24 protein-coding genes are annotated in these 26927 nt (G+C 72.4%); 20 read left to right on the top strand and 4 right to left on the bottom strand.

Annotated elements, in window-relative coordinates:
- Positions 1–56: 56 nt before the first annotated feature.
- The 10 genes from V6N00_RS06015 (at position 57) to V6N00_RS05970 (ending at position 10800) form a co-directional block, all read left to right on the top strand.
- Positions 57–266: an ATP synthase subunit c family protein gene (locus V6N00_RS06015; RefSeq protein WP_076704179.1), complete on the top strand. Its 210-nt coding sequence runs from the start codon at positions 57–59 to the stop codon at positions 264–266.
- Positions 267–302: 36 nt separating this feature from the next.
- Positions 303–908 carry a F0F1 ATP synthase subunit B gene (locus V6N00_RS06010; RefSeq protein WP_334231161.1) on the top strand — a complete coding sequence of 202 codons (606 nt, stop codon included), beginning with the start codon at positions 303–305 and terminating at the stop codon, positions 906–908.
- Entirely contained in the window at positions 905–1717 is an 813-nt protein-coding gene (locus tag V6N00_RS06005) for a F0F1 ATP synthase subunit delta (protein WP_334231160.1), read from the top strand. Before V6N00_RS06010 ends, V6N00_RS06005 begins: the two co-directional genes overlap by 4 nt.
- 101 nt (positions 1718–1818) lie before the next feature.
- A complete protein-coding gene (gene atpA / locus V6N00_RS06000; protein ID WP_334231159.1) occupies positions 1819–3453 on the top strand; it encodes a F0F1 ATP synthase subunit alpha in 1635 nt (544 codons plus the stop codon).
- 118 nt (positions 3454–3571) lie between these two features.
- On the top strand, positions 3572–4465 hold the full coding sequence (locus V6N00_RS05995; protein WP_334231158.1) for a F0F1 ATP synthase subunit gamma: 894 nt from the start codon (positions 3572–3574) through the stop codon (positions 4463–4465).
- Between the two features lie 78 nt (positions 4466–4543).
- Positions 4544–6004, top strand: coding sequence for a F0F1 ATP synthase subunit beta (atpD, locus tag V6N00_RS05990; RefSeq protein ID WP_334231157.1), 1461 nt, complete (start codon positions 4544–4546; stop codon positions 6002–6004).
- A 2-nt stretch (positions 6005–6006) separates the two neighbouring features.
- Entirely contained in the window at positions 6007–6303 is a 297-nt protein-coding gene (locus tag V6N00_RS05985) for a F0F1 ATP synthase subunit epsilon (RefSeq protein ID WP_334231156.1), read from the top strand.
- A gap of 7 nt (positions 6304–6310) precedes the next feature.
- The gene (locus V6N00_RS05980) at positions 6311–6742 is read left to right on the top strand and encodes a DUF2550 domain-containing protein (RefSeq protein ID WP_334231155.1); all 432 of its coding nucleotides are present in this window, start codon (positions 6311–6313) and stop codon (positions 6740–6742) included.
- Positions 6743–6880: 138 nt separating this feature from the next.
- Positions 6881–8200 (top strand): alpha/beta hydrolase, encoded by a 1320-nt coding sequence (locus V6N00_RS05975; protein ID WP_334231154.1) that lies wholly within the window; start codon positions 6881–6883, stop codon positions 8198–8200.
- An 8-nt stretch (positions 8201–8208) separates the two neighbouring features.
- Positions 8209–10800, top strand: coding sequence for a bifunctional lysylphosphatidylglycerol flippase/synthetase MprF (locus V6N00_RS05970; RefSeq protein WP_334231153.1), 2592 nt, complete (start codon positions 8209–8211; stop codon positions 10798–10800).
- An 85-nt stretch (positions 10801–10885) separates the two neighbouring features.
- Here the strand turns inward: V6N00_RS05970 and V6N00_RS05965 are convergent, their stop codons facing one another.
- Together V6N00_RS05965 and nucS are read right to left on the bottom strand one after the other, a co-directional pair.
- Positions 10886–11089: a cold-shock protein gene (locus tag V6N00_RS05965; RefSeq protein ID WP_076692750.1), complete on the bottom strand. Its 204-nt coding sequence runs from the start codon at positions 11087–11089 to the stop codon at positions 10886–10888.
- Between the two features lie 256 nt (positions 11090–11345).
- A complete protein-coding gene (nucS, locus tag V6N00_RS05960) occupies positions 11346–12041 on the bottom strand; it encodes an endonuclease NucS (RefSeq protein ID WP_334231152.1) in 696 nt (231 codons plus the stop codon).
- Positions 12042–12161: 120 nt separating this feature from the next.
- Between nucS and V6N00_RS05955 the strand changes: the two genes are divergently transcribed.
- The gene (locus V6N00_RS05955; RefSeq protein ID WP_334231151.1) at positions 12162–12482 is read left to right on the top strand and encodes a hypothetical protein; all 321 of its coding nucleotides are present in this window, start codon (positions 12162–12164) and stop codon (positions 12480–12482) included.
- A 142-nt stretch (positions 12483–12624) separates the two neighbouring features.
- Positions 12625–13419 carry an alpha/beta hydrolase gene (locus V6N00_RS05950; RefSeq protein ID WP_334231150.1) on the top strand — a complete coding sequence of 265 codons (795 nt, stop codon included), beginning with the start codon at positions 12625–12627 and terminating at the stop codon, positions 13417–13419.
- Positions 13420–13452: 33 nt separating this feature from the next.
- Here the strand turns inward: V6N00_RS05950 and V6N00_RS05945 are convergent, their stop codons facing one another.
- Positions 13453–14748: an AI-2E family transporter gene (locus tag V6N00_RS05945; RefSeq protein ID WP_416385036.1), complete on the bottom strand. Its 1296-nt coding sequence runs from the start codon at positions 14746–14748 to the stop codon at positions 13453–13455.
- A 254-nt stretch (positions 14749–15002) separates the two neighbouring features.
- Between V6N00_RS05945 and V6N00_RS05940 the strand changes: the two genes are divergently transcribed.
- The 4 genes from V6N00_RS05940 (at position 15003) to V6N00_RS05925 (ending at position 20877) form a co-directional block, all read left to right on the top strand.
- Entirely contained in the window at positions 15003–16925 is a 1923-nt protein-coding gene (locus V6N00_RS05940) for a hypothetical protein (RefSeq protein WP_334231149.1), read from the top strand.
- A gap of 76 nt (positions 16926–17001) precedes the next feature.
- Positions 17002–17985: a tetratricopeptide repeat protein gene (locus V6N00_RS05935; protein WP_334231148.1), complete on the top strand. Its 984-nt coding sequence runs from the start codon at positions 17002–17004 to the stop codon at positions 17983–17985.
- 349 nt (positions 17986–18334) lie between these two features.
- The gene (locus V6N00_RS05930; protein ID WP_334231147.1) at positions 18335–19315 is read left to right on the top strand and encodes an ABC transporter ATP-binding protein; all 981 of its coding nucleotides are present in this window, start codon (positions 18335–18337) and stop codon (positions 19313–19315) included.
- The gene (locus tag V6N00_RS05925) at positions 19300–20877 is read left to right on the top strand and encodes a transporter (protein ID WP_334231146.1); all 1578 of its coding nucleotides are present in this window, start codon (positions 19300–19302) and stop codon (positions 20875–20877) included. Before V6N00_RS05930 ends, V6N00_RS05925 begins: the two co-directional genes overlap by 16 nt.
- 27 nt (positions 20878–20904) lie before the next feature.
- Here the strand turns inward: V6N00_RS05925 and V6N00_RS05920 are convergent, their stop codons facing one another.
- A complete protein-coding gene (locus tag V6N00_RS05920) occupies positions 20905–21306 on the bottom strand; it encodes an NUDIX hydrolase (RefSeq protein ID WP_334231145.1) in 402 nt (133 codons plus the stop codon).
- Between the two features lie 103 nt (positions 21307–21409).
- On the opposite strand from V6N00_RS05920, the gene V6N00_RS05915 reads away from it, so the two are divergent.
- The 4 genes from V6N00_RS05915 (at position 21410) to V6N00_RS05900 (ending at position 26919) form a co-directional block, all read left to right on the top strand.
- The gene (locus V6N00_RS05915; RefSeq protein ID WP_334231144.1) at positions 21410–23083 is read left to right on the top strand and encodes a CocE/NonD family hydrolase; all 1674 of its coding nucleotides are present in this window, start codon (positions 21410–21412) and stop codon (positions 23081–23083) included.
- A 75-nt stretch (positions 23084–23158) separates the two neighbouring features.
- The gene (locus tag V6N00_RS05910) at positions 23159–23473 is read left to right on the top strand and encodes a DUF3039 domain-containing protein (protein ID WP_334231143.1); all 315 of its coding nucleotides are present in this window, start codon (positions 23159–23161) and stop codon (positions 23471–23473) included.
- A 64-nt stretch (positions 23474–23537) separates the two neighbouring features.
- The gene (locus V6N00_RS05905) at positions 23538–24986 is read left to right on the top strand and encodes an MFS transporter (protein ID WP_334231142.1); all 1449 of its coding nucleotides are present in this window, start codon (positions 23538–23540) and stop codon (positions 24984–24986) included.
- Positions 24987–25134: 148 nt separating this feature from the next.
- Positions 25135–26919 carry a DEAD/DEAH box helicase gene (locus V6N00_RS05900; RefSeq protein ID WP_334231141.1) on the top strand — a complete coding sequence of 595 codons (1785 nt, stop codon included), beginning with the start codon at positions 25135–25137 and terminating at the stop codon, positions 26917–26919.
- Positions 26920–26927: the final 8 nt, after the last annotated feature.

Genomic DNA, 26927 nt, shown 5'->3' with positions numbered 1-26927 from the left:
GGAGTCGCTGCACCCCAACCCTGCTCGGCACCGCCGGGCATCGTGAAAGGAAAACAATGAATATCACCGGCAACCTCAACGCGATCGGCTACGGTCTGGCTGCCATCGGTGGTGGCGTCGGCGTGGGCCTGGTCTTCGCGGCCTACATCAACGGCGTGGCCCGTCAGCCCGAGGCGCAGCGCGTCCTCCAGCCCCTGGCCTTCCTCGGCCTGGCGTTCACCGAGGCCCTGGCCATCCTGGGTCTGGTCTTCGCGTTCGTCCTCTAGTCCGTTCCGAATTTTCGACAGAGAGGACGGTGAGCGATGAATCGCCTGCAGATTCTTGCCGCTGAGGGGGGCTCCAACCCGCTGATCCCCAACATCTGGGAGATCGTGGTCACCCTGCTCGGGTTTGCTGCGCTGCTCTACATCCTGATCAAGTTCGTCGTCCCCGCGTTCGAGAAGACCTACGCGGAGCGGACCGCGGCCATCGAGGGTGGCATCGAGAAGGCGGAGAAGGCTCAGGAAGAGGCCAATGCGGCCCTCGCCGAGTACCGCCAGCAGCTCGAGGACGCCCGCGGCGAGGCCAACCGCATCCGCGAGGACGCCCGGGCCGACGGCGCGAAGATCCTCGCCGACCTGAAGGCGCGTGCCGCCGCGGAGTCCGCTCGGATCACCGAGCAGGCCCACACCCAGATCGAGGCCGAGCGCGCGTCAGCGATCGCGTCCCTGCGCAGCGAGGTGGGCACCCTGGCCACGACGCTGGCCGGCCGCATCGTCGGCGAGGCGCTCGACGACGACGAGCGGTCCCGTCGGGTGGTCGACCGGTTCCTGGCCGACCTCGAGAACGCCGACGGCGAGCAGGGTCGTACCCCGGTGCGCTCCGGTGCCACCGCCGTGGATGCGGACGGGAGCACGGGGAACCGATGAGCGGGACCTCCCAGACATCCCTGGCCGAGGCGCGGCGCGACCTCGAGCCGCGGCTGGAACACGCCTCCGGGTCGATGGCCGGTGAGCTCTTCGCCGTCGTCGACCTGCTGGACTCCTCCGCCGGCCTGCGGCGCGCGCTGACGGACCCGTCGCGGGAGCCGGAGCAGAAGGCGCAGCTGATGCGCCGGCTGATCGCCGGCAAGGTCGGGACGGACGTCGAGCAGCTCGCCACGCGTGCCGCCGGTGACCGCTGGTCGGACGCCCGCGACCTGAGCGACGCCCTGGAGGACCTGGCCGTCACGGTCGTCGCCGCCGACGCGGAGAACTCCTCCGGCAAGGCGGGCCTGGACCGGCTCGAGAACGACCTGTTCTGGTTCACCCAGGTGGTGGACGGCAGCCACGACGTCCAGTGGGCGCTCGAGGAGCCGCAGGCCACGCCGGACGCGAAGTCGCGCCTGGCGCTGCGGCTGGTGCCCGGCATCTCGCCGCAGGCGCAGCAGCTGATCGACCGTGCCGTCCGCGCACCGCGGGGGCACAGCCCGGTCACGCTCGTCCAGCAGTTCCTCCGCCGCGTCGCCGCCCGGCAGCAGCGCTGGATCGCCGAGGTCGCCGTCAGCCGCCCGCTGACCGACGACCAGTTCCAGCGCCTGCAGCAGGGCCTGAACCGGCTGTACGGGCGCGACCTGAAGGTCACCGTGCGGCAGGACCCGGAGCTCATCGGGGGGCTGCGGGTCAGCGTGGGCGACGAGGTCGTCGACGCCTCCGTGCTCAGCCGCCTGCACGAGCTGCAGCGCCGACTGGCCGGCTGAACCCCATCCGTTCGCGGAGCTCGACGCTTCGCCCACCGACAATCACCGCTCACCGCGCACGCCGCCCGGTGGGCACGACTACAGGAGAGTAGGGACTGACGATGGCCGAATTGACCATCAACGCCGACGAAGTCCGGAACGCGTTGAACGAATTCGCGGCATCCTACGAGCCCGGCAACGCCGAGCGTGTCGAGGTGGGCCGCGTCACCACCGCGAGCGACGGTATCGCCCGCGTCGAGGGCCTGCCCTCGGCCATGGCGAACGAGCTGCTGCGGTTCGAGGACGGCACGCTGGGCCTGGCCCTGAACCTCGACGTCCGCGAGATCGGCGTCGTCGTGCTCGGTGACTTCACCGGGATCGAGGAGGGCCAGGAGGTGCACCGCACCGGCGAGATCCTCTCGGTGCCCGTCGGGGACGCGTTCCTCGGCCGCGTGGTGGACCCGCTGGGCCAGCCCATCGACGACCTGGGCGACATCGCGTCCGAGGGTCGCCGTGCGCTGGAGGCCCAGGCCCCCGGCGTCACCGAGCGCAAGTCGGTGCACGAGCCGCTGCAGACCGGCCTGAAGGCCATCGACGCGATGATCCCGATCGGCCGTGGCCAGCGTCAGCTGATCATCGGCGACCGCCAGACCGGCAAGACCGCGATCGCGGTCGACGCCATCCTGAACCAGAAGGCCAACTGGGAGTCCGGCGACGTCCAGAAGCAGGTCCGCTGCATCTACGTCGCGATCGGGCAGAAGGCCTCGACGATCGCCGCGGTGCGGCAGACCCTCGAGGACAACGGTGCGCTGGAGTACACGACCATCGTGGCCTCCCCGGCGTCCGACCCGGCCGGCTTCAAGTACCTCGCCCCCTACGCCGGTTCGGCCATCGGCCAGCACTGGATGTACGGCGGCAAGCACGTCCTCATCGTGTTCGACGACCTGTCCAAGCAGGCCGAGGCGTACCGCGCCGTGTCGCTGCTGCTGCGGCGCCCGCCGGGACGCGAGGCCTACCCGGGCGACGTCTTCTACCTGCACTCCCGTCTGCTCGAGCGTTGTGCCAAGCTCTCGGACGACCTGGGCGCGGGCTCGATGACCGGTCTGCCGATCATCGAGACGAAGGCGAACGACGTCTCGGCGTACATCCCGACCAACGTCATCTCCATCACCGACGGCCAGATCTTCCTGCAGTCGGACCTGTTCAACGCGAACCAGCGCCCGGCCGTGGACGTGGGCATCTCGGTGTCCCGCGTCGGCGGTGCCGCGCAGGTGAAGTCGATGAAGAAGGTCTCCGGCACGCTGAAGCTGGACCTGGCCCAGTACCGGGACATGCAGGCGTTCGCCATGTTCGCCTCGGACCTGGACGCGGCCTCCCGGCAGCAGCTGACCCGCGGTGCGCGGCTGATGGAACTGCTCAAGCAGAAGCAGTACTCGCCGTTCCCGGTCGAGGACCAGGTCGTGTCCATCTGGGCCGGTACCACCGGGCACCTGGACGACATCCCGGTCAACGAGATCAACCGCTTCGAGCGCGAGTTCCTCGACCACCTGCGGCGCAAGGAGAGCATCCTCACGACGCTGGCGCAGACGGGCAAGCTCGAGGACGAGACGGTCGAGGCGCTGACGTCGGAGATCACCGAGTTCAAGAAGGGCTTCCTGGGTCAGGAGTCGGCCTACGGCCACGCCGGCACGGAGGAGAACGAGGCGATCGGCGCCGAGGACATCAACCAGGAGCGGATCGTCAAGCAGGCGCACTGAGTCGCGTCCCCGGTGCGGGCCACACCCGCACCGGGGCGCCTCTCGCCCGCCTCACCCACCGCAGCCCGCCCCGCGTCGTCGACACGGACGGCCCGGGCGGAACGAAAGGAATCCTCCGATGGGAGCCCAGCTTCGCGTCTACCGCCAGAAGATCGAGTCGACCAAGTCGACCCAGAAGATCTTCAAGGCGATGGAGATGATGGCGACCTCGCGCATCGCCAAGGCGCGCTCACGGGTGAGCGCGTCGACGCCGTACGCCCGGGCGATCACCCGGGCCGTCTCGGCCGTCGCGAGCCAGCACGATCTGGACCACCCGCTGACCACCGAGCCGGAGCGTGTGCGCCGGTCGCTGGTGCTCGTGCTGACCTCCGACCGCGGGCTGGCCGGCTCCTACTCGGCCAACGCGCTGAAGAAGGCCGAGGGCCTGGTCGCCCGGATCACCGAGTCGGGGTCCGAGGCGAAGCTCTACCTCGTCGGCCGCAAGGCGCAGGCGTACTACCAGTTCCGTCGCCGCGAGTTCGAGAAGGCGTGGACCGGGGACACCGACGCCCCCTCGTACGAGCTGGCGAAGGATATCGCCCAGACGGTCCTGGCCGCGTTCACGACGCCGTACGAGCGGGGCGGGGTGGACGAGATCCACGTCGTCTACACGCAGTTCCAGTCGATGGTCGCCCAGGTGCCGCAGGTCATGCGTCTGCTGCCGCTGGAGGTCAGCGAGCAGCAGGTGACCAACGAGTCCGAGTTGCTGCCGCTGTACGAGTTCGAACCGGAGCCGGCCCAGGTGCTCGACGCGCTGCTGCCCCGGTACATCGAGTCCCGCATCTTCGCGGCGCTGCTGCAGTCCTCGGCCAGCGAGCTCGCCTCGCGGCAGCGGGCCATGAAGCAGGCCGGTGACAACGCGTCGGACCTGATCCGCACGTACACCCGGCTGGCGAACAACGCCCGGCAGGCGGAGATCACCCAGGAGCTCTCCGAGATCGTGGCCGGCGCGGACGCCCTCGCCGCCTCCTGACCGGGTCCGCCCCACCGCCGGGGCCGGGTCCAGTCGATAGAATCCACACCAAGCCATCCACCAAGTGAAGTGAGAGAGATGACTGCCACACTGAACGACCAGGGCACCGGGACCACGTCCGGCGGCGCGACCGGGCGCATCGCGCGCGTCATCGGTCCTGTCGTCGACGTCGAGTTCCCGGCGGACGCGCTTCCCGAGATGTACAACGCGCTCACCGCCGAGCTGACCGTGGGGGAGACCACCCGCACCATCACGTTCGAGACGTCGCAGCACCTCGGTGACAACCTCGTCCGCGCCATCTCCCTGCAGGCCACCGACGGCCTGGTCCGCGGCGCCGCGGTGGTGGACACCGGTGCCCCGATCTCCGTCCCCGTCGGCGACGTCGTCAAGGGTCACCTGTTCAACGTGCTCGGCGAGTCGCTCGACGTGCCGACCGCGCAGCTCGAGGTCACCGAGCGCTGGCCGATCCACCGCAAGGCGCCGGACTTCGCCCAGCTCGAGGGCTCGACCGAGATGCTGGAGACCGGCATCAAGGTCATCGACCTGCTGACCCCGTACATCAAGGGCGGCAAGATCGGCCTCTTCGGTGGTGCCGGCGTGGGCAAGACCGTGCTCATCCAGGAGATGATCACCCGTGTGGCCCGCAACTTCGGTGGCACCTCGGTGTTCGCCGGCGTCGGTGAGCGCACCCGTGAGGGCAACGACCTCTGGGTCGAGATGGACGAGGCGAACGTCCTCAAGGACACGGCCCTCGTGTTCGGCCAGATGGACGAGCCGCCGGGAACGCGTCTGCGCGTGGCCCTGTCCGGCCTGACCATGGCGGAGTACTTCCGCGATGTGCAGAACCAGGACGTGCTGCTCTTCATCGACAACATCTTCCGGTTCACGCAGGCCGGTTCCGAGGTCTCCACGCTGCTCGGCCGCATGCCGTCCGCGGTGGGCTACCAGCCGAACCTCGCCGACGAGATGGGCCTGCTGCAGGAGCGCATCACCTCGACCCGCGGCCACTCCATCACCTCGATGCAGGCCATCTACGTGCCCGCGGACGACTACACGGACCCGGCCCCGGCGACGACGTTCGCGCACCTGGACGCCACGACCGAGCTGTCCCGTGCGATCGCCTCGCGTGGCCTGTACCCGGCCGTGGACCCGCTGACCTCGACCTCGCGCATCCTCGACCCGCAGTACGTGGGCCAGGAGCACTACGACGTCGCGACCCGCGTGAAGCAGATCCTGCAGAAGAACAAGGAACTGCAGGACATCATCGCGATCATGGGTGTCGACGAGCTCTCCGAGGAGGACAAGGTCACCGTCGCTCGCGCGCGCCGCATCCAGCAGTTCCTCTCGCAGAACACCTACACCGCCAAGCAGTTCACCGGCGTCGAGGGCTCGACCGTCTCCGTCAAGGACACGATCGAGGGCTTCAACGCGATCTGCGTCGGCGATCTCGACCACGTGGCCGAGCAGGCGTTCTTCAACGTCGGTGGCCTCGACGACGTCGAGCGCAACTGGGCCCGCATCCAGGAGCAGACCAAGTAGCCATGGCTGATTCCAGGTCCGAACTCGAGGTCGAGGTCGTCGCCTCGGACCGCTTCATCTGGTCCGGTGGTGCCCGCCTGGTCAAGGCGCGCACGACCGACGGCGACATCGGCATCATGCCCGGCCACACCCCGGTGCTGGCCCTGCTCGCGGAGGGTGAGGTGGCGATCGAGCCCGCCTCGGGCTCCCGCGTGCGGGTGCAGGTCTCGCAGGGTTTCTTCTCCGTGGACCACGACCGTGTGGTGATCGTGGCGGACGACGCCACGGTCGTCGACGGGGTCGAGGCCGGGACCCGCTGAGAGTCGTATGAACGCAGGCGTCGTCGCGGTCATCGTTCTCGCAGTGATCGTCCTCGCCTGCTTCGGTCTGGTGGCGGCGGGACTTCTCCGCCGCCACCAGTTGCGTTCCGCCTACGGGACGTTCGACGCCTCGCTGCGCCGCCCCTCGGGGCGGTGGCAGCTGGGCGTCTGCCGTTACCAGGACAACTCGCTCCAGTGGCTGCGCATGTTCTCGGTCAGCCCGGCGGCCGTCGAGGAGTTCTGCCGGCCGCGGCTGGACCTGCTCGGCTGGCGGGAGCCGACCGAGACGGAACGGCGCAGCGTCCAGCCCGGTGCCGTGATCGGCACGGTCGAGCACGACGGCGACCAGACCCTCATCGCGCTGTCCCGGGATGCCTGGGCAGGCCTCTCGTCCTGGGTCGAGGCGGGGCCCTCCCGGCGCGTCGGCAACTGGAACTGACGCCACGCCGAGCGCGTCAAGATTCCCAGTGACTTCCCGGACGGCACTCGGCTCGCGCGCGGTGCACGTCCGGTTTCCTCCCGAGCCGCCGACCTACCCTACGACGGGGTCTGATCACGGTTCGGAGGGACGCAACACATGAACGCATGGCTGGCGCACGTGTCGATCATCGACGGGTGGTTCCCGGCGACGATCGCGGTGCTCGCCATCCTCGGCGCGCTGGCACTCGTGGTGCGCCGGCGGGCCCGGTGGTGGTGGTGGGTGGCCGTCCTGCTCGTGGTGCCGGTGGCGATCGGCGCGGCCTACGGGATCAGCGCCCTCCTGGTGAACGTGCTCGACGTGTGGCCCGAGGCCCTGCCCGACGAGGTGGTGCTGTGGGGCGCGGTCGGCGTCGGCGGCCTGCTGCTCGCGGCCCTCGCGCTCGTCGTGCGTCCCTTCCGCTGGTGGCGGGTGGCCGTCGCCCCCGTCGCGCTCGTGCTCGTGGCCTCCATCGCCGGGCTGCAGATCAACGGCTACTACGGCCTCATGACCACCGCGGCGGACCTGCTCGGGCAGTCCCCGAAGGTGGTGCAGGGCATTCCGTCGGCTCTCATGCGGCACGGCGCGGCCGCCTCCGTGAGCGGTGCGGTCGACGCGGGCTGGGACGCTCCCGCCGGGATGGCCAGGACGGGCATCCTGCGCCAGGTGACCATTCCCGGCACCGTCTCCCACTTCACCGGCCGGCCGGCGCTCGTCTACCTGCCCGGGGCGTACCTGCTCCACAAGCGCCCCAAGCTGCCCGTCCTCGTGCTCGTCTCGGGTCAGCCCGGGAGCCCGATGTCCTGGGCCAACACCGGGGAGATCCGCGCGACCATCGACACCTTCGCCGCCCGGCACCACGGCCTCGCCCCGGTCGTCGTCATCCCCGACCCGCTCGGCTCGCCGTACAACAACACGATGTGCATGAACACGCCGCTGGGCGCCGCGGACACCTACATGTCCGTCGACGTGCCGGACTGGATCACCCGCACCCTCGACGTCGACAACAACCCGCAGCACTGGGCCGCAGGGGGCTTCTCCTTCGGCGGCACCTGCGCCGTCCAGATGGTCACCCGCCACAACGATCGCTACCGGCACATCCTGGCGCTCGCCTCCGAGCGGGAGCCGGCGCTGGCCGTGGACCGCGCTCAGACCGTCGCGCAGGCGTTCGGCGGTGACACGGCGGCGTTCATGCGGCAGGTGCCCTTGACGCTGCTCCACGAGCACCCGTACCGCTCGTCGTGGGCGTTCTTCGGTGCCGGGTATGCCGACAGCGTGTACCTGGCCAACGCGCGTGTGCTCGACGCGGCGGCGAAGAAGGCAGGCATGCGCACCCACCGAGAGGTCATCCCCGTGGCCGGGCATTCCTACCAGATGGGGCGTGTCGGCGTCCTCGACGGCCTGACGTTCCTCGCGCCGGCGTTGGGCCTCGGCCGATGAGTTCTCGCGTGCCCACCGCTGCGCCGCCCCCGTCCGCGGCGGCGGACCGGCGCTCTCGGGCGGCACGCCGAGCCCGCACGGCGGCGTCCTGGCTCGTGACGCACGCGCGCCGGACGCCGTTCGCCGTCGGCTGGACCGTGGCGATCTGGATCGCGGCCGTCCTGACCGGCTCACTGGCCAACGGTCCGTCGCCGCAGGTCGTCGGGGCGATCGCGGTGACCCCGGGCGACCTCGTCGCGGGCCGCTGGTGGACGTTCGTCACGTCGCCCCTGTTCGCGGGCAACATCGTCTCCTACCTCGCGGTGACCGGGCTCATCCTCGGCCTCGTCGGCCTGGCCGAGACGACGATGGGCACCCTGCGCACCGCCGTCGTCGCGGCGATCGGCCACGTGTTGACCATCGTGGCCTCCTTCGCCATCACCGCGGCTGCGGACCAGCTCGGTGCCGAGTGGCTCGGTGCGCTGCGCCACCTGCCGCTGTTCGGCCCGTGGGCCGCCGCGCTGACCGCGGTGATGACGGCGAGTGCCTGGATCAGTGCCCTGTGGCGCCGGCGGCTGCGCCTCGTGTCCTCCACGGTCGCCATCACGATGTTGCTCTACGTCGCCCACCCGCAGTCGGTGCTCAGCCTGCTCGGCGTGCTCCTCGGCCTGCTGCTCGGCCGCGTCGCGCGGGGACCGGCCGAGCGCGCCGGCCTGTTCGTCGCCACGGCGCAGGAGCGCCGCACCCTGCTGGCGCTCGTCGTGGCGGTCTTCGCGACCGGCCCCCTGCTGGCCGGGTTGGCCCACGCGCCCGCCGGGCCGCTCGCGCAACTGCGGGAGTGGATCGTCACCCCGCTGCCGTCGGCGCAGGACCTGAGCCGCAACTGCTCGGTCGCCGTCGACCTGACCTGTCCGCAGGTGACCCACAGCGCGGTCCTGACCGGGCCCGGCAGCGTCGCCCTCGCCCTCGCCCCGCTCGCCCTGCTGCTGGTCAGCGCGTGGGGGATGCGCACGGGCAGCCGCCTCGCCCTGTGGATGGCCGTCGCGACGCAGGTGGCGATCGCCGTCCTCGCCGGCACCGCGCTGCACCTGCTCTCCCTGCTCGTGCTGCGGGACGGGCGGTTGCCCCCGGGCCGGCTCGAGGCCATCGAAGCCACCCTGCCGGGCGTGCTCGTCCCGGTCGTCCTCGCCGTCGTGCTCGTCCTCCAGCGACGGTTCTTCACCCGGGACGCCGTCCCGGGCGCCGGGCGCCGGGTGTTCGCCGTCGTCGGCGCGTCCCTGCTCGCCGTCGGCGGCCTCTACACGCTCGCGTGGTACGCGGAGGGCAACGCCGACCGGCACCAGCACCCCTGGTGGTCCCTGTGGAGCAGCCTGCTGCGGATGCTCGTGCCGTATCCGTTCCCGCCGCGCTTCGCCGTCGCCGTCGAGCCGCACGGCGCCGTCAGCGGGTTCCTGTTCGCGACCGGGGGAGCGGTGTTCTGGGCGGTGACGATCGTCGGCCTCGCGGTGCTGGTCCGCAGCGGACGCCGCGCGGAGCGGGCGACGGCGACCGTGACGGCCCGCGCGGCCGAGCTGGTGCGCGTCGGCGGGGGATCGCTCTCGCAGATGACGCTGTGGCCGGGCACGAGCTACTGGTTCACGCCCGACGGAACCGCGGCGGTCGCCTACCAGCGCCACCACGGCGTCGCGCTGACCGTGGGCGGGCCGATCGGGGAGCGGGCGCACTGGGCGGACGCCGTCACGGGCTTCACCCGCTGGTGCGCGGCCGAGGGCGTCGTGCCCTGCCTGTACTCGGTGCCCGAGGAACTCGTCGCCGCGGTCCGGCCGCTCGGGTTCCGGTCGATGCAGGTGGCGGACGAGACGGAGCTGCACATCGAGGGGCTCGCCTTCACCGGCAAGCGGTGGCAGAACGTGCGCACCGCGCTGAACCGGGCCGAGCGGATCGGGGTGCGCGCCCGCTGGTACCGCTGGCCCGAGCTGCCCATCGGCGCCCGCACCCAGGTGCGGGAGATCTCCGAGGCGTGGGTCGCCGAGCGGGCGCTGCCCGAGCTCGGGTTCACCCTCGGTGGCGTGGCCGAGCTCGCCGACCCGGACGTGGCGCTGTGCCTGGCCGTGGACGACGACGAGCGCGTGCACGGCGTCGTCTCGTGGCTGCCGGTCCACGCCGACGGCGAGGTGGTCAGCTGGACGCTCGACTTCATGCGCCGGGATCCCACCGGGTTCAACGGCGTCATGGAGTTCCTCATCGCCTCGGCGGTGCTGCACTTCCGCGACGAGGTTGCCACGATCTCCCTCTCCGGCTCGCCCCTGGCGGTGGACCCGCAGCGGGCGGCGGAGGGCGGTGACACGACGACGGTCGAGCGGCTGCAGGGCACCCTGCGGCGCCTGCTCGAACCGGCCTACGGGTTCGCGGCCCTCGCCGCCTTCAAGAGCCGGTTCGCCCCGGCGCACCGCGCCTGGTACCTGGCCTATCCGGATCCGCTGCAGCTGCCGCGCATCGCCCGGGCCCTGACCGAGGCCTACGCCCCGGGCTTCACCCTGCGCCAGGCGGGCCGCCTGCTGCGTGGGCTGGCGCCGACGCCGGAGGACCGCCCGGCGGAGCCGGCGGCGCCACGGGCGTGAGCCGTCCCCGCGAGAACCGCACCGCCGACATGAGAAGGCCCCCGGCAGCCGTGCTGCCGGGGGCCTTCTCGCGGTGATGCTGAGATCAGATGACGGTGACGCCGGTGGCCTGCGGGCCCTTCTGGCCCTGACCGATCTCGAAGGACACGCGCTGGTTCTCGTCCAGGGTGCGGAAGCCGTTGGTCTGGATCTCCGAGTAGTGGACGAAGACGTCGCCATCGGAATCGTCCGGGGTGATGAACCCGAAACCCTTTTCAGCGTTGAACCACTTGACGGTTCCCTGTGCCATCGAATTTCTCCTCATGATGGTGCGGTGAAAACCGGCACACCTCGTGCCGATCATCGTTACTGACGAGGAGACGCACACGAAGCCGAGGGCTCAGTTGCGGATCATCGCTCGCAACGGCCTTGCGAGCGGAAATTCCAACCACAAAGACGTCCCCAAGCAAAACACATCGGAAGGGCCGGGTCAACGCGCTTCGCGGCGTGGTTTCGAGGCCTGTCAGGGGCACCTGCGGGCCATGAACGGCCGTCGGACAGCCCCGTCAGAACAGGCGCGTGTCCGCGTCGTCGACCCCGCGCAGGGCGTCGTAGTCGAGGGTCACGCAGTCGATCCCGCGGTCGGTGGCCAGCACGCGCGCCTGCGGCTTGATCTGCTGTGCCGCGAAGATCCCGCGCACCGGGGCCAGCAGCGGGTCGCGGTTGAGCAGCTCGAGGTACCGGGTGAGCTGCTCGACGCCGTCGATGTCGCCGCGCCGCTTGATCTCGATGGCGACGGTGGACCCGTCCTGGTCCCGGACGAGGATGTCGACCGGGCCGATCGCCGTCGGGTACTCCCGGCGCACGACGGACCAGCCGACGCCGATCGTGTGGATCTGCGCCGCGAGCAGGCGCTGCAGGTCCGCCTCGACGCCGTCCTTGATCAGGCCGGGGTCGACGCCGAGGTCGTGGGTGCTCTCGTGCAGGATCTCCTCGATCGTGATCACGAGGCGGTCGTCGCTCTTGGCGTGCTGCACGGTCCAGATGCTCACGGCACCGGCGGCCGCGGCCTCCTCGTCGGGCTCGCTGATCCGCAGCGTCGCGGGCGGGCTCATCCAGTTCAGCGGCTTGTAGGAGCCGCCATCGGAGTGCACCAGCACCGAGCCGTCCGCCTTGACCACCAGCAGGCGCGTGGCCAGCGGCAGGTGGGCGCGCAGCCGCCCGATGTAGTCGACGGAGCAACGGGCAATGGTCAGACGCACCGTTCGACTCTACCGGTCGGCCCGGGCGCCCGCGGTCGGCTGCTGACCCCGGGCCGGCGTGTGACCCGGGGCGTCTCCGCCGGGATCCGCTCCCGGGGGCCGGCCCGGCACAATGGGGGAGTGCCCCGCTCCAACCGACCGTCCCGTGCCCCGCGGCCCTCGGTGCGCCGCGGGCGTCGTCCGGCGCCCGAACCGCGGGACGTCGAGAACGCGCTCGGCGCGATCCGCCGCACCGAGAGCACCCGGCACGGGGAATTCGTCGTCGCGCCCGTGAGCGCCCAGCGCGCCGTCAAGACGTACGTGTGCCCCGGGTGCGGCAATGCCGTGCTCCCGGGCACCGCGCACGTCGTGGCGTGGCGGGCGGACTGGATCATGGGCGACGAGGCCGCCGCGGCCGACCGGCGGCACTGGCACGAACGGTGCTGGCGCGCCTACCGCTGACCATCGGCGGTTACCGTCACCGGCACCCTCCAACGTCCGTGTCCGGCGTGCGTGCGGACGCGCCTCAGGGCCGCTCGCGCGTCGCCGTCGGGTGCCGGACTCGTGTCCCGGGCGGCGTCCGGCCCGTCGCTACACTGGCCCGGTGACGTCCGCCGCCCCGACCTTCGACTTCCACGCCGGCACCGAGCCGGCCCCGATCCGGGCGGCGACGGTGCTGCCGGCCCGGCGCGAGAACATCGAGCTGCACACCTCCGACGGGCTGACCCTCGTCGGGGAGCTCGCGCTCCCGGCCGACCGGGATCCGGTCGCCACGCTCGTCACCCTGCACCCGCTGCCCACGGCGGGCGGATTCATGGACTCGCACGTGTTCCGCAAGGCGTCCTACCGGTTGCCCGCGCTCGCGGACCTCGCCGTCCTGCGCTTCAACACCCGCGGCACCTGCTCTCCGCGCGGTTGCAGCGAGGGCGAGTTCGGCGACGGGGAGACGGAGGCCGCCGACGTCGACGCCGCGACCGCCTTCGCCGTCGCCCGCGGGCTGCCCGCCCGGTGGCTCGTCGGGTGGTCCTTCGGCACCGAGCTCGCACTCAAGCACGGGGCGGTCGCGCCGGTCGTCGACCGGATCGAGGGCGCGATCCTGCTCTCCCCGCCGCTGCGCCGTGCGGGCGACGCGGACCTGGCGCGGTGGCGCGAGGCGGGCAAGCCGCTGCGCGTCCTGGTCCCCGAGCACGACGACTTCCTCCGGCCCGCCGAGGCCACCGAGCGCTTCGCGGCCGTGCCGCAGTGCGACCTGACCGGCGTCGACGGCGCCAAGCACCTGTGGGTCGGGGAGAAGTACGTCGGACGCGTGCTGCAGGAGATCGTCGACGTCGTGCGCGGTCCCGGCGTCGTCACCCTGCCGTCGACGTTCGACGGGCCGGTCGCCACCGTGGCGGACTGACGACCGCGCTCAGCGCCTCAGGGACTCAGCGCCTCACAGCCGGTCCTGCCGGGCGATGAAGACCTCGCGGACGAGCAACAGCACCGCGGCCGCCGTCGGGATCGCCATCAGCGCGCCCAGCACGCCGAGCAGGGAGCCACCCGCGATGACCGCGATCACCGCGACCGCGCCGGGCACCGCGACCGCGCGCTGCATGATGCGCGGCGAGACGAAGTACGCCTCGAACTGCAGGTAGGCGAAGTAGCAGATGGCGTAGGCGACGGCCGTCTGCCAGCCCGCGGTCAAGGCGATCAGCGACACGAGCACCCCGGCGATCATGCCGCCGACGAGCGGGATGAAGGCGAGCAGGGCGACGAGGAACGCGAGCAGCGCCGAGAACGGGACGCCGACGATCGTCATGACGATGAACGCGAACACCGCGTTCACCAGGGCGACGACGGCCTGGCCGATCACGTAGTTGCCGACGCCGTCGGTGATGGCCTCGCCGAGGGTCTCGACCCGGGCGCGGCGGGAGCGGGGCGCGAGCCGGTACGCCCACCGCTTCATCGCCGGCATCGAGGCGAGGAAGTAGAGGGTGAGCACGAGGACGATCAGCGTGCCGAAGAGGGAGTTGACGATCGCGGTGCCGAAACCCAGCACCCCGCCGGCCACCGAGCTCACGGCCGAGGAGTTGGAGAAGAACTTCTGCGCCTCGCCCTCCGCCCAGGAGCGCACGTTCAACTGGTTGTCGATCTGGTGGAACAGGTCCGAGTTGAGGAAGTTCTGCACGAAGCCGGGCGCGGCCTGCACGAGCTGCGTCGTCTGGTTGACGATGGTGGGGATCAGGGTCGCGATGAAGATCGCGATGCCGCCCGCGAGCACGAGCAGGACGCCGATGATGCCGAGCGGGCGCGGCACGCGGTGCGCCTCGAGCCAGCGGACGATCGGCTCCAGGCCGAGCGAGATGAACAGTGCCGCCGCGATCCACAGCAGCAGCTGGGTGTTGGAGGTGACGACGTAGTAGACCCCGAGCGCGATCCCGACGCCGACCGTGCCGAGGAAGCCCCAGTACAGGGGGCTGCGGCCCGTGCCGAGGGGCCCGGGCGTGCCGTAGGTGAGGTCCTCGGGGTCGACCTCGTTGCCGTCGGCGTCGAAGTAGTGGTGCTGGACCGCCTCCACGTCCGGGGGCAGATCGAAGCGGCGTCGCGGCTGCGCGCCCGGGATCGGCCGGATCACGCGCTGGGCCGCCCGGCGCCACCAGGTCGCCCGGGGGCCGACCGCCGTCGCCGGCCCCGCGGGCGGCGGGGACAGCCTCGGCTCCTCGTCCGGTCGATCGCGTTCCGTGTCCACCGGCGCTCCTCGTGTCGTCGTCGTTCCCTCCGGCCCCGGCCGCCGCTTGGGCAGGCACCGAAGATCAGTGTGCTTGCCGAAGCGGCACCCGGTCCAGTCGAGTCGGCCGAGCACGCCCCCGGACGTCGTGATCGGCCCGGTGATTCGTCGGCCTGACCACGCATGGTTACCATTGACGGGCCGTTCCGCGCGCGGGACACGCGCGGACGCGCGCGTCCGGGGTCCAGCACCCGGCAGTGACCACACCTGCCGAGATGGTTGAGACCAGGCAGACGACGCCGGAACGGATGAGACCAGTGATGACGGGGGAGAAGACCGTGCCCAGGACGAGCGCACCCATGACGAGCGCGCGACGCATCGGAGCGATCCTGCTGATCGTGCTCGGAGCGCTCGCCCTGGTGGCCGGCATCGGAATGCGCACGTGGTGGCTCCCGCCCGCGACGCTCTCCGCCTCGGCCCCCGCGCCGTCCGCGGCGGCGCCCGTGACCGTCATCGAGGGTGGCGTCGCGGATCTGGGCCGCCGCACGGACGTCACCGTCTCGGTCAAGGGGGCCGGCGCCTTCACCGTCGCCCAGGGGCGTGCCTCCGACGTCGACGCCTGGGTCGGCCGCGCCGCGCACACGACCGTCACGGGCCGGGACGGTCGCCTGACCGCGAAGCCGACCGCGGGGGAGGCCCGGGTGCCCGACCCGTCCGGAGCCGACCTGTTCGTCAGCGCCCAGCGTGCGACGGGTGAATTGAGCCGCCCCTGGACCACCCCCGCGGCGGGGGACTGGGCCCTGCTGCTGACGGCCGACGGGTCCGCCGCCGCGCCCACCGACGTCACCGTCTCCTGGCACAACGACCAGTCCACGCCGTGGGCAGCTCCCCTGATCATCCTCGGCGCCATCGCGCTCGTCGCCGGTCTCGCCCTGCTCATCCTCCGGCGACGCGGGCCGGCGGCGCCCGCTTCCCGCCGCGGTCGGCACGCGGCCGTCCCGGCTCCGGCTCCGCGCCGGGGTGCGACGGGGCGGACGACGGCGGCGTCATCAGGCGCTGCCTCGTCCGGTGCCGCCTCGTCCGATGCTCGGTCCGGCGGCACCACCTCGCGGCGCGGCGTCCTGCCGGTGCGGCCCGTGGTCGTGAGCTCCGTGGCCGGCGTCCTCGCGGCCGGGCTGCTGCCCACCGGGTGCGTGACGGCGGCGCAGGCGGCCGACAGCCCCTCGACATCCCTCACGGGTGCCGCCACCACCGTCCCGTCCACCACTGTCCCGTCCACCGCCACCTCCACCTCCGCCGCCACCGACCTGGATTCCGCGGACGTCGCCCTCCAGCCGCACCAGGTCGACCGGATCATGGCATCGGTCGCCTCGGTGGTCGGCAGGGCCTACGGCGCCCGCTCGGCCGCGGGTCTGCAGGCACGGATGGCCGGTGGAGCGCTGACCGAGCGGACCGCGAACTACCGGATCCGTGCGAAGGCGCCCACCTACCGGGCCCCGGCGCGGATCGACGCCGGTCCCGTCCTCGTCCCGATGATCACGACGAGCCCCACGTGGCCGCGGACCGTCGTCCTGGTGACCAGGGCAGCCGCGAGCACCGTGCCGCAGATCCTCACCCTGACCCAGACCTCGCCGCGGGAGAACTACCGCGTGGTCTCGGCCGTCGGGCTGCTGCCGGGCACCACGTTCCCCCAGGCCGGGTCGGACGCCGTCGCCGTCCGCCCCCTCGACCCCTCCCGTGCCGACGGCCTGACCAGCACGCCCCGGGCGGCCCTGACCTCCGTGGCCGCGGTGTTGACAGCCGGGCGCACCGCCTACACCGGCGCGGTCGCGAAGAACCCGTTCGTGGACCAGCTGATCGCCGGCCAGGCCGCTGCCGTCAAGGCCAACCCGAGCGCCCGGATCAGCGGCCGGCACACGCCGGATGCCACGCAGACACGGGTGCTGCAGACCTCCGACAGGGGTGCCCTGGTGATCGGCACCCTGCGCAACGCGGTCTCGGTGACCCCGAAGGACAGGAACGGACGGCTCACGCTGCGTTCGGAGCTGGCTGCGCTCGCGGGCACCGGGCAGTCGCGCACACCGGTCGACATCGCCTACGGCGAGTCCGTGGTGCTCTACGTGCCGCCGGCCGGCTCGCACGAAGCGGTGCAGGTGATCGGCGCGGCGCAGGAGCTGCTGTCCGTGACCCGTCGCTGAGCCGCACCTGACCCGTCGCTCCTGGCCGGTACCGCCCGATGTGCCCGCGCGCGGGCCGCTGGCTAGGCTGTGGGGCATGACCACTCCTCGCCCCGGTCAGCCGGTGCCCTCGTCCATGAATCTGCGCGGCGCGGTGGACCTCTCCGCGCTCAAGGCCCGGGCGCAGCGCCCCGAGCCTGCCGCCGGGTCACCGGCACCGGGGTCGGCGGGCGGCGCTGGGACGCCGTCCCCGTGGGTCGTCGAGGGCAGCGACGCGCGGATCAACCAGCTCGCGCAACTCTCCGGCCAGGTGCCCGTCATCCTGCAGCTGTGGGCGAACTACAGCGAGACCTCGCTGCAGATGCTCGACCTGATGGGCGAGCGGGTGCACGCCCGCGGGGGCCGGCTGGCGCTGGCCACGATCGACGTCGACGCCAACCCGCAGATCACCCAGGCGTTCGCCGTCCAGGGCGTCCCGGCCACCTTCGCGCTGGTCAAGGGCCAGCCCGTGCCGCTGTTCACCGGCGCGCAGCCGGCCAGCCAGATCGACGCGTTCTTCGACGAACTGCTCCAGGTGGCCGAGGCCAACGGGGTCACGGGCAGCCTCGGTGGGGGCGACGAGACGGGCGAGCCCGGCGACGGCGAGCAGGCCGACGCCGAGCCGCCGCTGCCGCCGCTGCACCAGGAGGCGGTCGACGCCATCGACGCCGGGGACTATGACCGGGCCGCCGCGGCCTACCGCCGGGCGCTCGCCGAGAGCCCGGCCGACAACGATGCCGCGGTCGGCCTCGCCCAGGTGGAACTGCTGCAGCGCCTCGACGGCAAGGACGCCGACGCGGTGCGCGCGGCGGCGGCGCAGCGGCCCGACGACCTGGACGCCCAGCTCACCGTCGCCGACCTCGACCTGAGCGGTGGCCACGTCGAGGACGCCTTCTCCCGGTTGATCGGCTTCATCGGCCGCAGCGCCGGTGAGGAGAAGGAGACCGCCCGCGCCCGGCTCGTCCAGCTCTTCGAGGTGGTCGGCTCGGCCGATCCCCGCGTGACCCGCGCTCGGTCGGCGCTCGCCCGCGTCCTGTTCTGAGTGCCGGCCGCCGGGCGTCGCTTCTCGCTGAGCACCACCCGCTGAATCAGCCGGTTTCGCCCGAGGAGGGTGCTCTTTGAGCATGGCCTTCGGGCGGGAACCGCTGACTCACGGTGAGTGTTGGACCCCGCCGCCGGCTGCGCCACACCCTTGCGTGCCGAGTCCGCCGGTTCCGCCCTCGTCCCACATGAGTCAGCCGGTTTCACCCGTGGAGACCGGTGAGTCAGCCGGTTTCGCCCGAGGAGGGTGCTCTTTGAGCATGGCCGTCGGGCGGGAACCGCTGACTCACGGCGCCTCGTCCCACGCAGGTCTCCGTGCCGGGTGGCACCGCCAGCTCTAGGCTGAGGCCATGGACGACCGTGCCGCCCACCCCTCGACCGAGCCGACCACCCCGCCGACGACGCAATCGGCCACCCCGCCGGCCGCCGACGTCACGCCCGACGGCGCCACCCGAGAGCCGGCCCCCGACGCAACGTCCGGCGCCACCCGCGAGCCCGGCCAGGGGGAACCCGCCACGCCTGACCAGGCCCGGCCGCTCGGACCGTGGGCGCCACTGGCCCCGGACGGTCCCGAGCGGAACCGGCTGGCCCTGTCCGTCCGGTCCCTCGTCAAGGTGTTCGGCAGCAAGGTCGCCGTCAACGGCATCGGCCTGGACGTGCCCGCCGGCTCCTTCTACGGTCTCGTCGGTCCCAACGGCGCGGGGAAGACGACGACGCTGTCCATGGCCACCGGCCTCCTGCGCCCCACCGAGGGCAGCGTGCTCGTGCGTGGCCTCGGCGTGTGGGCCGATCCGCTCGCCGCCAAGCGGACTCTCGGCGTCCTGCCCGACGGCGTGCGCCTCTTCGACCGGCTGACCGGCGAGCAGCTCGTCACCTACGCCGGGCTGTTGCGCGGCATGGACCGGGCCACCGTCGCCGAGCGGGTGGCGGACCTGATGACGGCCCTGGATCTCACGGCCGACGCCGGCACCCCCGTCGTCGACTACTCCGCCGGCATGACGAAGAAGATCTCCCTGGCCGCCGCGATGATCCACGCCCCGGCCGTGCTCGTGCTCGACGAGCCGTTCGAGTCCGTGGACCCGGTCTCCGCCGCCAACATCCGGCAGATCCTGCACTCCTACGTCGACTCGGGCGGCACCGTGATCGTCTCCAGCCACGTGATGGACCTCGTCCAGCGGATGTGCGACCACGTCGCCGTCATCGCCGCCGGCAACGTCCTGGCCGCCGGGACCGTCGAGGAGGTCCGGGCCGGGCAGAGCCTCGAGGACCGGTTCGTCGCCATGGTCGGCGGCCGCACCTCGGGGGAGGGCCTGTCGTGGTTGCACATCTGATCCGCCTCAAGGCCCGGCTGTTCGTCAACGGGCTCAAGCGCAGCCCCTGGCAGATCGTCGCCCTCGTGCTCGCGGGGCTGTACGCGCTGTTCCTGATCACGCTCGTCGGCGCGGGTCTCGTGGCCCTGCGCTTCACGGGACCTGACGTGGCCGCCGCCGTCGTCGTCATCGGCGGCTCGCTGCTCGTGGCCGGTTGGGCGATCGTCCCGCTCGTCGCCTCGGGTGTGGACATGACGCTCGACCCGCGGCGCTTCGCGACCTACGCGGTGCCGGTCGGCGCGCTCGTGACCGGACTCGCGATCGCCTCGTTGATCGGCATCCCCGGCCTCGCCACCGCGATCCTCGCGCTGCTCAGCCTCATCCCCGTCGCCCGCGACCCGCTCAGCGGACTCGCCGCCCTCGTCGGCGCGGTGCTCGGCCTGTTCACGTGCGTCGCGGCGTCCCGGGTGGTCGCGACGGCGCTGACCGGACTGACCGCGTCCCGGCGGTTCCGTGAGGTGGCCGGCATCGTCGCCTTCGTCCCGCTGGTGCTGCTCGGGCCCATCATCGGCTCGATCGGCTCGGCGGTCTCCGACAACCCGGACGTGCCGGCCCTGCTGGGACGCATCGCCGCGGTTCTCGGCTGGACGCCGCTGGGCGCCGCGTGGGCGATCGGCGGGTCCGTTCTCACCGGAGCGCCGGGCGTGGCGGCGCTGCAGGCCGTCATCGCGCTCGCGACCCTCGGCGTCCTCCTGGTGATCTGGCGCGCCACCCTCGCCCGGGCCCTGGTGAACCCGCCGGCCACCGGCTCGGGCGCGCGGGCCGGAGGCCGTCTCGGGGTCCTCGGGATGGCCGACGGCCGGATCGCCGCCGTCGCGGCCCGCTGCCTGACCTACTGGCTGAAGGACCCGCGTTACGGGGGCAGCCTCGTCGTCGTGCCGCTGCTGCCGATCGTGTTCTGGTTCGTCGGCACGCAGACCGGCAGCTTCGGGCTGATGCTGTGGACCGGGCCGATGGTCGCATTCCTGCTCGGCTGGGCGATCTCGGCGGACATCTCCTACGACAACACGGCGTTCTGGCTGCACGTGGCCTCCGGCGTGCCGGGTTCGTCGGACCGGTGGGGACGGGTGCTGGGGTGCCTGGCCATCGCGGTGCCGCTGCTCGCCGTCGTCGTCCTCGCCCCGGTGGCGGTCAGCGGGCGCTGGGACCTGCTGCCTCCCCTGACCGGCGCGACGATCGGCGTGCTGCTGACGGGGCTCGGCCTGGCGAGCATCGTCTCGGCCCGCTGGGTCTACCCGGTGCCGGCGCCGGGGGAGAGCCCCTTCCGGGCGCGGCAGGGCGCCGGCGTCTTCCCCATGCTCATCCAGTTCGGCGGCATCGGCGTGATGGCGGTGCTGTGCTCGCCGGCGCTGGTGCTGCTGGCGGTCGCGATGGCCGGTGGTCCGGCGCTCGTGGGGTGGCTCGGCCTCGTGGTCGGGCCGGTGCTCGGCGTCGTGTTCCTGACGCTCGGGGTGCGGATCGGCGGCCGCTGGTTCGATCGGCGCACCCCCGAGCTGTACGCCCAGGTCGCCGCGATCCGCTGAGGATCGGCCGGTGAACTCGGTGCGGGGTCAGGCCCGGCGCAGCGCCTCGCGGACCCGGCGGACGGTGGCCCGGTAGCCCTCCGGGATCGGCAGGCCGTCGACCTCGTCGAGCGCGAACCAGCGCAGCCGCCCGTGCTCCTCGCTCGCGACGGCGGCCGACGTGCCGACCACCCGGGCGAGGTAGGAGACGACGGCGACTCGCGCGTCGCTGCGGGACGGCTCGGGCCGGTAGTACCAGACGTCGACGAGCGCCCCGACGGTGACCGCCAGTCCCGCCTCCTCCCGGAGCTCCCGGTGCAGGGTGGCGGCCGGGTCGGCGTCGCCGGGGTCGGCGCGCCCGCCGAGCAGCTCCCACTCCGCGCGAGGGTTCAGGCCGAGCAGGAGGCGGTTCCGCTCGTCCAGCAGCACCGCCTTGACGGAGATGTCCATCCCGCCCACTGTGCCGCACCGCGACGGCGAGACGGCGGCAACCCGCCCGCGGGACGGTCGGTGCCCCCGCGTAGGATGCCCTCACCCACGACGATGGAGGGTCATGAACGAGAAGACCGAGTACCTGTTCCGCGGTCCCCGCAGCACGCCCGAGTCGCGGGCGGGCCGGCCGCCGCAGCCCCGGGTGGAGCGGCGCCCCGGCATGATCATCGAGCGGGATCTCGCCGTGCCGTTCGGCGACGCAGGCCACGTCCTCTACGTGGACGTCTATCGGCCCGACACCGACGTGCCGGCCGCGCCGCTGATCAGCTGGTCGCCCTACGGGAAGCACAATCCGGCGCCGATCGGGCAGATCTACCCGAACGCCGGGGTGAAGCCGGAGTGGACGTCCGACCTGACGACATTCGAGGCGCCCGATCCGGAGTACTGGCTGCCGCACGGCTACGCCCTCGTCCTGGCCGACACTCCCGGGACCTGGTACTCCGAGGGCCGCGCCACCTACCACTCGCCGGAGGAGGCGCAGGCCTTCGCCGACCTCGTCGAGTGGGCCGGCACCCAGCCGTGGAGCGCGGGCAAGGTCGGGCTGTCCGGGGTCTCCTACCTCGCCAGCCTGCAGTGGCGGGTCGCCGCCCTGAACCCGCCGCACCTGGCGGCGATCAACCCGTGGGAGGGATGGAACGACACGTACCGCGAGGTCGCCCGGCACGGCGGTATCCCGGAGACCTCGTTCTGGCCCTACATCTGGGAACGCTGGGGCGCCGGCACGACGCAGATCGAGGACCTCGAGGCCGAGACCGCCGCGCACCCCTTCTTCGACGACTTCTGGGCGTCCAAGGTGCCCCCGCTCGAGGACATCCGGGTGCCGGCCTACGTCGTGGCCAGCTGGGCCGATCAGGGGCTGCACTCCCGTGGCACCCTCGAGGGCTTCCGCCGGATCTCCTCGGAGCAGAAGTGGCTCGACGTGCACGGCCGGAAGAAGTGGGCCTATTACTACGAGCCGGAACTGATCGAGCGCCAGCGGGCGTTCTTCGACCACTTCCTGCTGGACCGGCCGGACACCGGACTCGACTCCTGGCCGCGGGTGCGCGCCGAGGTGCGCGACGCCTACTACCGGGGCACCTGGCGGGACGCCGAGCAGTGGCCGCTCGAGGACGTCGAGAATCGGCCCCTGTACCTGCGCGCCGGCGACGGCTCGCTCGGCTGGGAGCCGTCCGGCGCCGAGGAGGAGGTCGGCTACGACGGGCTCGGCAGCGGCCTGGCACCTCGTCGCGCGACGTTCGCGTTCACCTTCCCCGAGGCGGTCGAGCTGGTCGGCCACATCAAGGCGGCGCTGTGGGTCTCGGCCGAGGCGGCCGCGGACATGGACGTCTTCGTCGCCCTGTTCAAGCTCGACGCGCAGGGCCGCCAGGTCGGCTTCCCGTACTACGGCCAGTTCGAGGACGGCCCCGTCGCCGTCGGCTGGCTGCGGGCCTCGCACCGGGAACTCGACGCCGAGCGGTCCACGGACGCCATGCCGGTCCTGGCGCACCGCCGGGAGGTGCCGCTCACACCGGGCGAGCCGACCCGGATCGACGTCGAGGTGTGGCCGTCGGGCACCCGGTTCGAGGCGGGGGAGAGCCTCCTGCTCGTCGTCCAGGGCAGCGACGTGATGCGCTATCCCGAGCACCTCACTTTCGCGCGGCATGCGCAGACGGTGAACGTCGGACGCCACGTGGTCCACACCGGCGGGCGCTTCGACTCGCACCTGCTGGTGCCGGTGCTGCCGGCGCGGGCCTGACCGGGCCGGTGGGTGCGGGCCGGTGTGGTCCGGGAGGCCCGGGATCCTGTCGGTGCCCCCGCGTAGGATGGCAGCATGTCCCTCCCCAACGATCCCTTCCCGCCCGCCGGCGACCCGTTCGCCGAGCCGTCCCGTCCCGCCGGTGGCACCGCGACCATCGAGCGCGAGGAGCAGCGCGAGGAACTCGAACCGGGCGACCGCGAACGCTTCTCCCACTACGTGCGCAAGGAGAAGATCATGGAGTCCGCCCTCTCGGGCGAGCCCGTGATCGCCCTGTGCGGCAAGGTGTGGACCCCCGGTCGGGACCCCCAGCGGTTTCCCGTGTGCCCGCAGTGCAAGGAGATCTACGAGGGCATGCGGCCCGGCGACGACGAGGGCCCGGACAACTGAGACCCCGCCGCTGATGTCCCAGGCCATCTGATGCGGGGGCGACCGTGATGCTCCCGCGCCCCGCGTGACGACGGACCGGCACGCGGGCGCCGGCGCGCCCGACGGCCGTGCGCCGGTCGCCGTCTCCCCGCTCGCGCGCCCGCACCGGGCGCTGACGATCGGCCTGCTCGCCATCGTCGCCTGCTTCGCCTTCGAGGCGATGGCGGTCACGACGGCGATGCCGGTCGTCTCGGCCGACCTCGGCGGTGGCGGTGCGTACGGTCTCGCCTTCTCCGTCTATCTCACCGCCTCCCTCGCGGCGACCTCGTTGGCCGGGTCCTGGTGCGACCGGTCCGGTCCGCGCCCGGCGATGCTGGTCGGCCTCGGGCTGATGACGGTCGGGCTGCTGACGTGCACCCTGGCCGGGAACTTCGTCGTCCTCGTCCTCGGACGCGCCGTCTCGGGCGCCGGTGGCGGGCTCATGATCGTCGCGGTGTATGTGCTGATCGGCGTGAGTCTGCCCCAGGACGTCCAGCCGCAGCTGTTCGGCTGGATGTCGGCGGCCTGGGTGCTGCCGTCACTGATCGGGCCCCTCGCCGCGGGCCTGCTCGCCCAGGTGGGGGCGTGGCGGGTCGTGTTCGTCGGCGTCGTGCCCGTGGTCGTCGTCGCGGTCCTCGCGATCCGCCGCCAGCTGCGCGGGGCCGGTGCGCCGGCTGCCCCCGAGCTGACCGGCGCGGCCTCCCGGCGCCGGCTGATCGCCGGGCTCGTGCTCGCCGCCGCCGTCCTTCTCGCCCAGACCGCCCTGACCTCCGCCGTGGGTTCGGCGAACGACTCGGTCGGAACCGCCGGCCCGCTGCTGCCGGCCGCACTCACGGTGGCCGCCGTGGTCGTCAGCGCCCTGTGCCTGCGGCGTCTGATGCCCGCCGGGTTCTTCCGGTTCGGCGCCGGGCTGCCCGCGGTGATGTGGGCGCGGCTCGGCCTGTCCGTCGCCTTCTTCGGCGCCGAGGCGTTCCTGCCCCTGATGCTCACGAGCGTCCAGGCGGCACCCCCGGCCGTCGCCGGCCTGACGCTGACCACGGGCGCCGTGGGGTGGACCACGGGAGCGTTCTGGCAGGCCCGCACGCGGGTGCCGCCGCACCGCCTCATCGCGCTCGCCGCGGCCCTGCTGGCGGCCGCCATGTCGGCGATGGCCGCCGTGGTGACCGGTCCGGAGGGACTGTGGGCGGCTATGATCGTGTGGGCGGTCGCCGGGTTCGGCATGGGCGTCGGCACCTCCGTCGCGGGGGTTCTGACGCTGCGGTACTCGACCGATGCGGACCGCGGCGTGAACGCCTCCTCGATGCAGCTGGCCGACCAGCTCGGCGGCGTCGTGGGCACCGCGGGAGCGGGAGCCCTCTTCGGGGTGGCGACCGCGCACCTGGCCGATGTCCGGACCGATGTCGCGGGCGTCTACGTGCTGATGTGGGTCGCCTTCGCCGTGCTCGCCCTCGTTGCCCTGGCGGCCGGTCTGCGGACCGGGCTCCGCGCCGACTGAGGACAGGCGCCGGCGCACGCGCCGACCGACGCCGCTGCACGGCCACGGACCGGAAGGTCGGCATCCGGTCGACGCGCCGATGGCACGCCGGCCACCAGCAGGAGAGAAAGGAAGCAGCCGCGCGCGGAACGCACCGCGCGGCACCGTGATGAACGAATCGCTCTTCGAAGCCCAGGCCGACGCGGGTGCCTCGCTGCCGCCCGCGTACCCCGATCGCGCCGCGTGGGGAACCGCGCAGAAGCTGCGCGCATGGCAGGCCGAGGCACTCGAGAAGTATTTCGCCACGAACCCCAGGGACTTCCTCGCCGTCGCGACCCCGGGCGCCGGCAAGACGACGTTCGCCCTCCGGCTGGCGGCCGAGCTGCTGGCGCGGCGCACCGTGCGGCGCATCGCCGTCGTCGCGCCCACCGAGCACCTCAAGAGGCAGTGGGCGGACGCCGCCGCCCGCATCGGCATCGCGCTGGACCCTAACTTCAAGAACGCCGACGGCAGGCACGGCGACCACTTCGTCGGCGTCGCGCTGACGTACGCGCAGGTGGCGAGCAAACCGATGCTGCACCGGGCCCGCACCGAGGCGGCCAACACGCTCGTCATCCTCGACGAGGTGCACCACGGCGGCGACGCCCTGTCCTGGGGCGACGGCCTGCGCGAGGCGTTCGACCCCGCCACCCGGCGCCTGTCCCTGACCGGCACCCCGTTCCGTTCGGACACCGCCCAGATCCCCTTCGTCGAGTACGCCGAGGACCGCGACGGCATCCGCCGCTCCCGTGCCGACTATTCCTACGGCTACGGCCCGGCGCTGAAGGACCACGTCGTCCGGCCCGTCATCTTCATGGCCTACGCGGGACAGATGCGCTGGCGCACCTCCGAGGGCGAGGAGATGGCCGCCAACCTCGGCGAGGGCGCCACGAAGGACATTACCGCCCACGCCTGGCGGACGGCGCTGAACCCCGAGGGGGAGTGGATCCCGTCCGTGCTGGCGGCCGCCGACAAGCGGCTGACCGAGGTGCGGCGCACCGTGCCCGACGCCGGCGCCCTCGTCATCGCCACCGACCACACCGACGCCAAGGCCTACGCCGCGATCCTCAAGCGGGTCACGGGCGAGGCGGCCACCGTCGTGCTCTCCGACGACAAGGCCGCGTCGCGGAAGATCGAGGAGTTCACCGAGTCCGAGCGCCGCTGGATGGTCGCCGTGCGCATGGTGTCCGAGGGCGTCGACGTGCCGCGCCTGGCCGTGGGCGTGTACGCGACGTCGACGTCGACCCCGCTGTTCTTCGCCCAGGCCGTCGGCCGTTTCGTCCGTGCCCGCAAGCGCGGCGAGACTGCGTCGGTGTTCCTGCCGTCCGTGCCGGCCCTGACGAACCTGGCGAACCAGATGGAGCTCGAGCGGGATCACGCCCTGGACCGGCCGGTCTCCACGATCGAGGTCGAGTCGGACGAGATGCTCGACGACGACGAGCTGGCCGCCGCGAACCGGGAGGACCGGGCGTCGGACTCGCTGACGAAGGCGAAGTTCGAGGCGCTGGAGTCGCAGGCGTCGTTCGACCGGGTGCTGTTCGACGGCAGCGAGTTCGGCACCGGCGGCGAGCTGGGCGGTGAGCACGAGCAGGACTTCCTCGGCATCCCGGGCCTGCTGGACGCCGACCAAATCGGCGACCTGCTGCGGCAGCGCCAGGCCGAGGAACTGCGCCGCAAGAAGTCCAGCGGGTCCGCCGCTGCGCCGACCGTGCCCGACCACCGGATGCTCAAGGACCTGCGCAACCAGCTGGCGAAGAACGTCTCGGCCTGGTCCGCGCGCTCGGGCACCCCGCACGGCGTCATCCACGCCGAGCTGCGGCGCCTGTGCGGGGGTCCGCCCGTCGCGCAGGCCAACGAGGCACAGCTGAAGAGCCGGCTCGCGAAACTGCAGAACTGGTTCATCGGGCGCACGTAGTGCTGCAC

The organism is Tersicoccus mangrovi, assembly GCF_036881825.1.
In the GTDB taxonomy this organism is placed as follows: domain Bacteria; phylum Actinomycetota; class Actinomycetes; order Actinomycetales; family Micrococcaceae; genus Tersicoccus; species Tersicoccus mangrovi.
The sequence above is the reverse complement of the archived record's forward strand: the minus strand, read 5'-3'. Positions and strand labels throughout refer to the sequence as shown.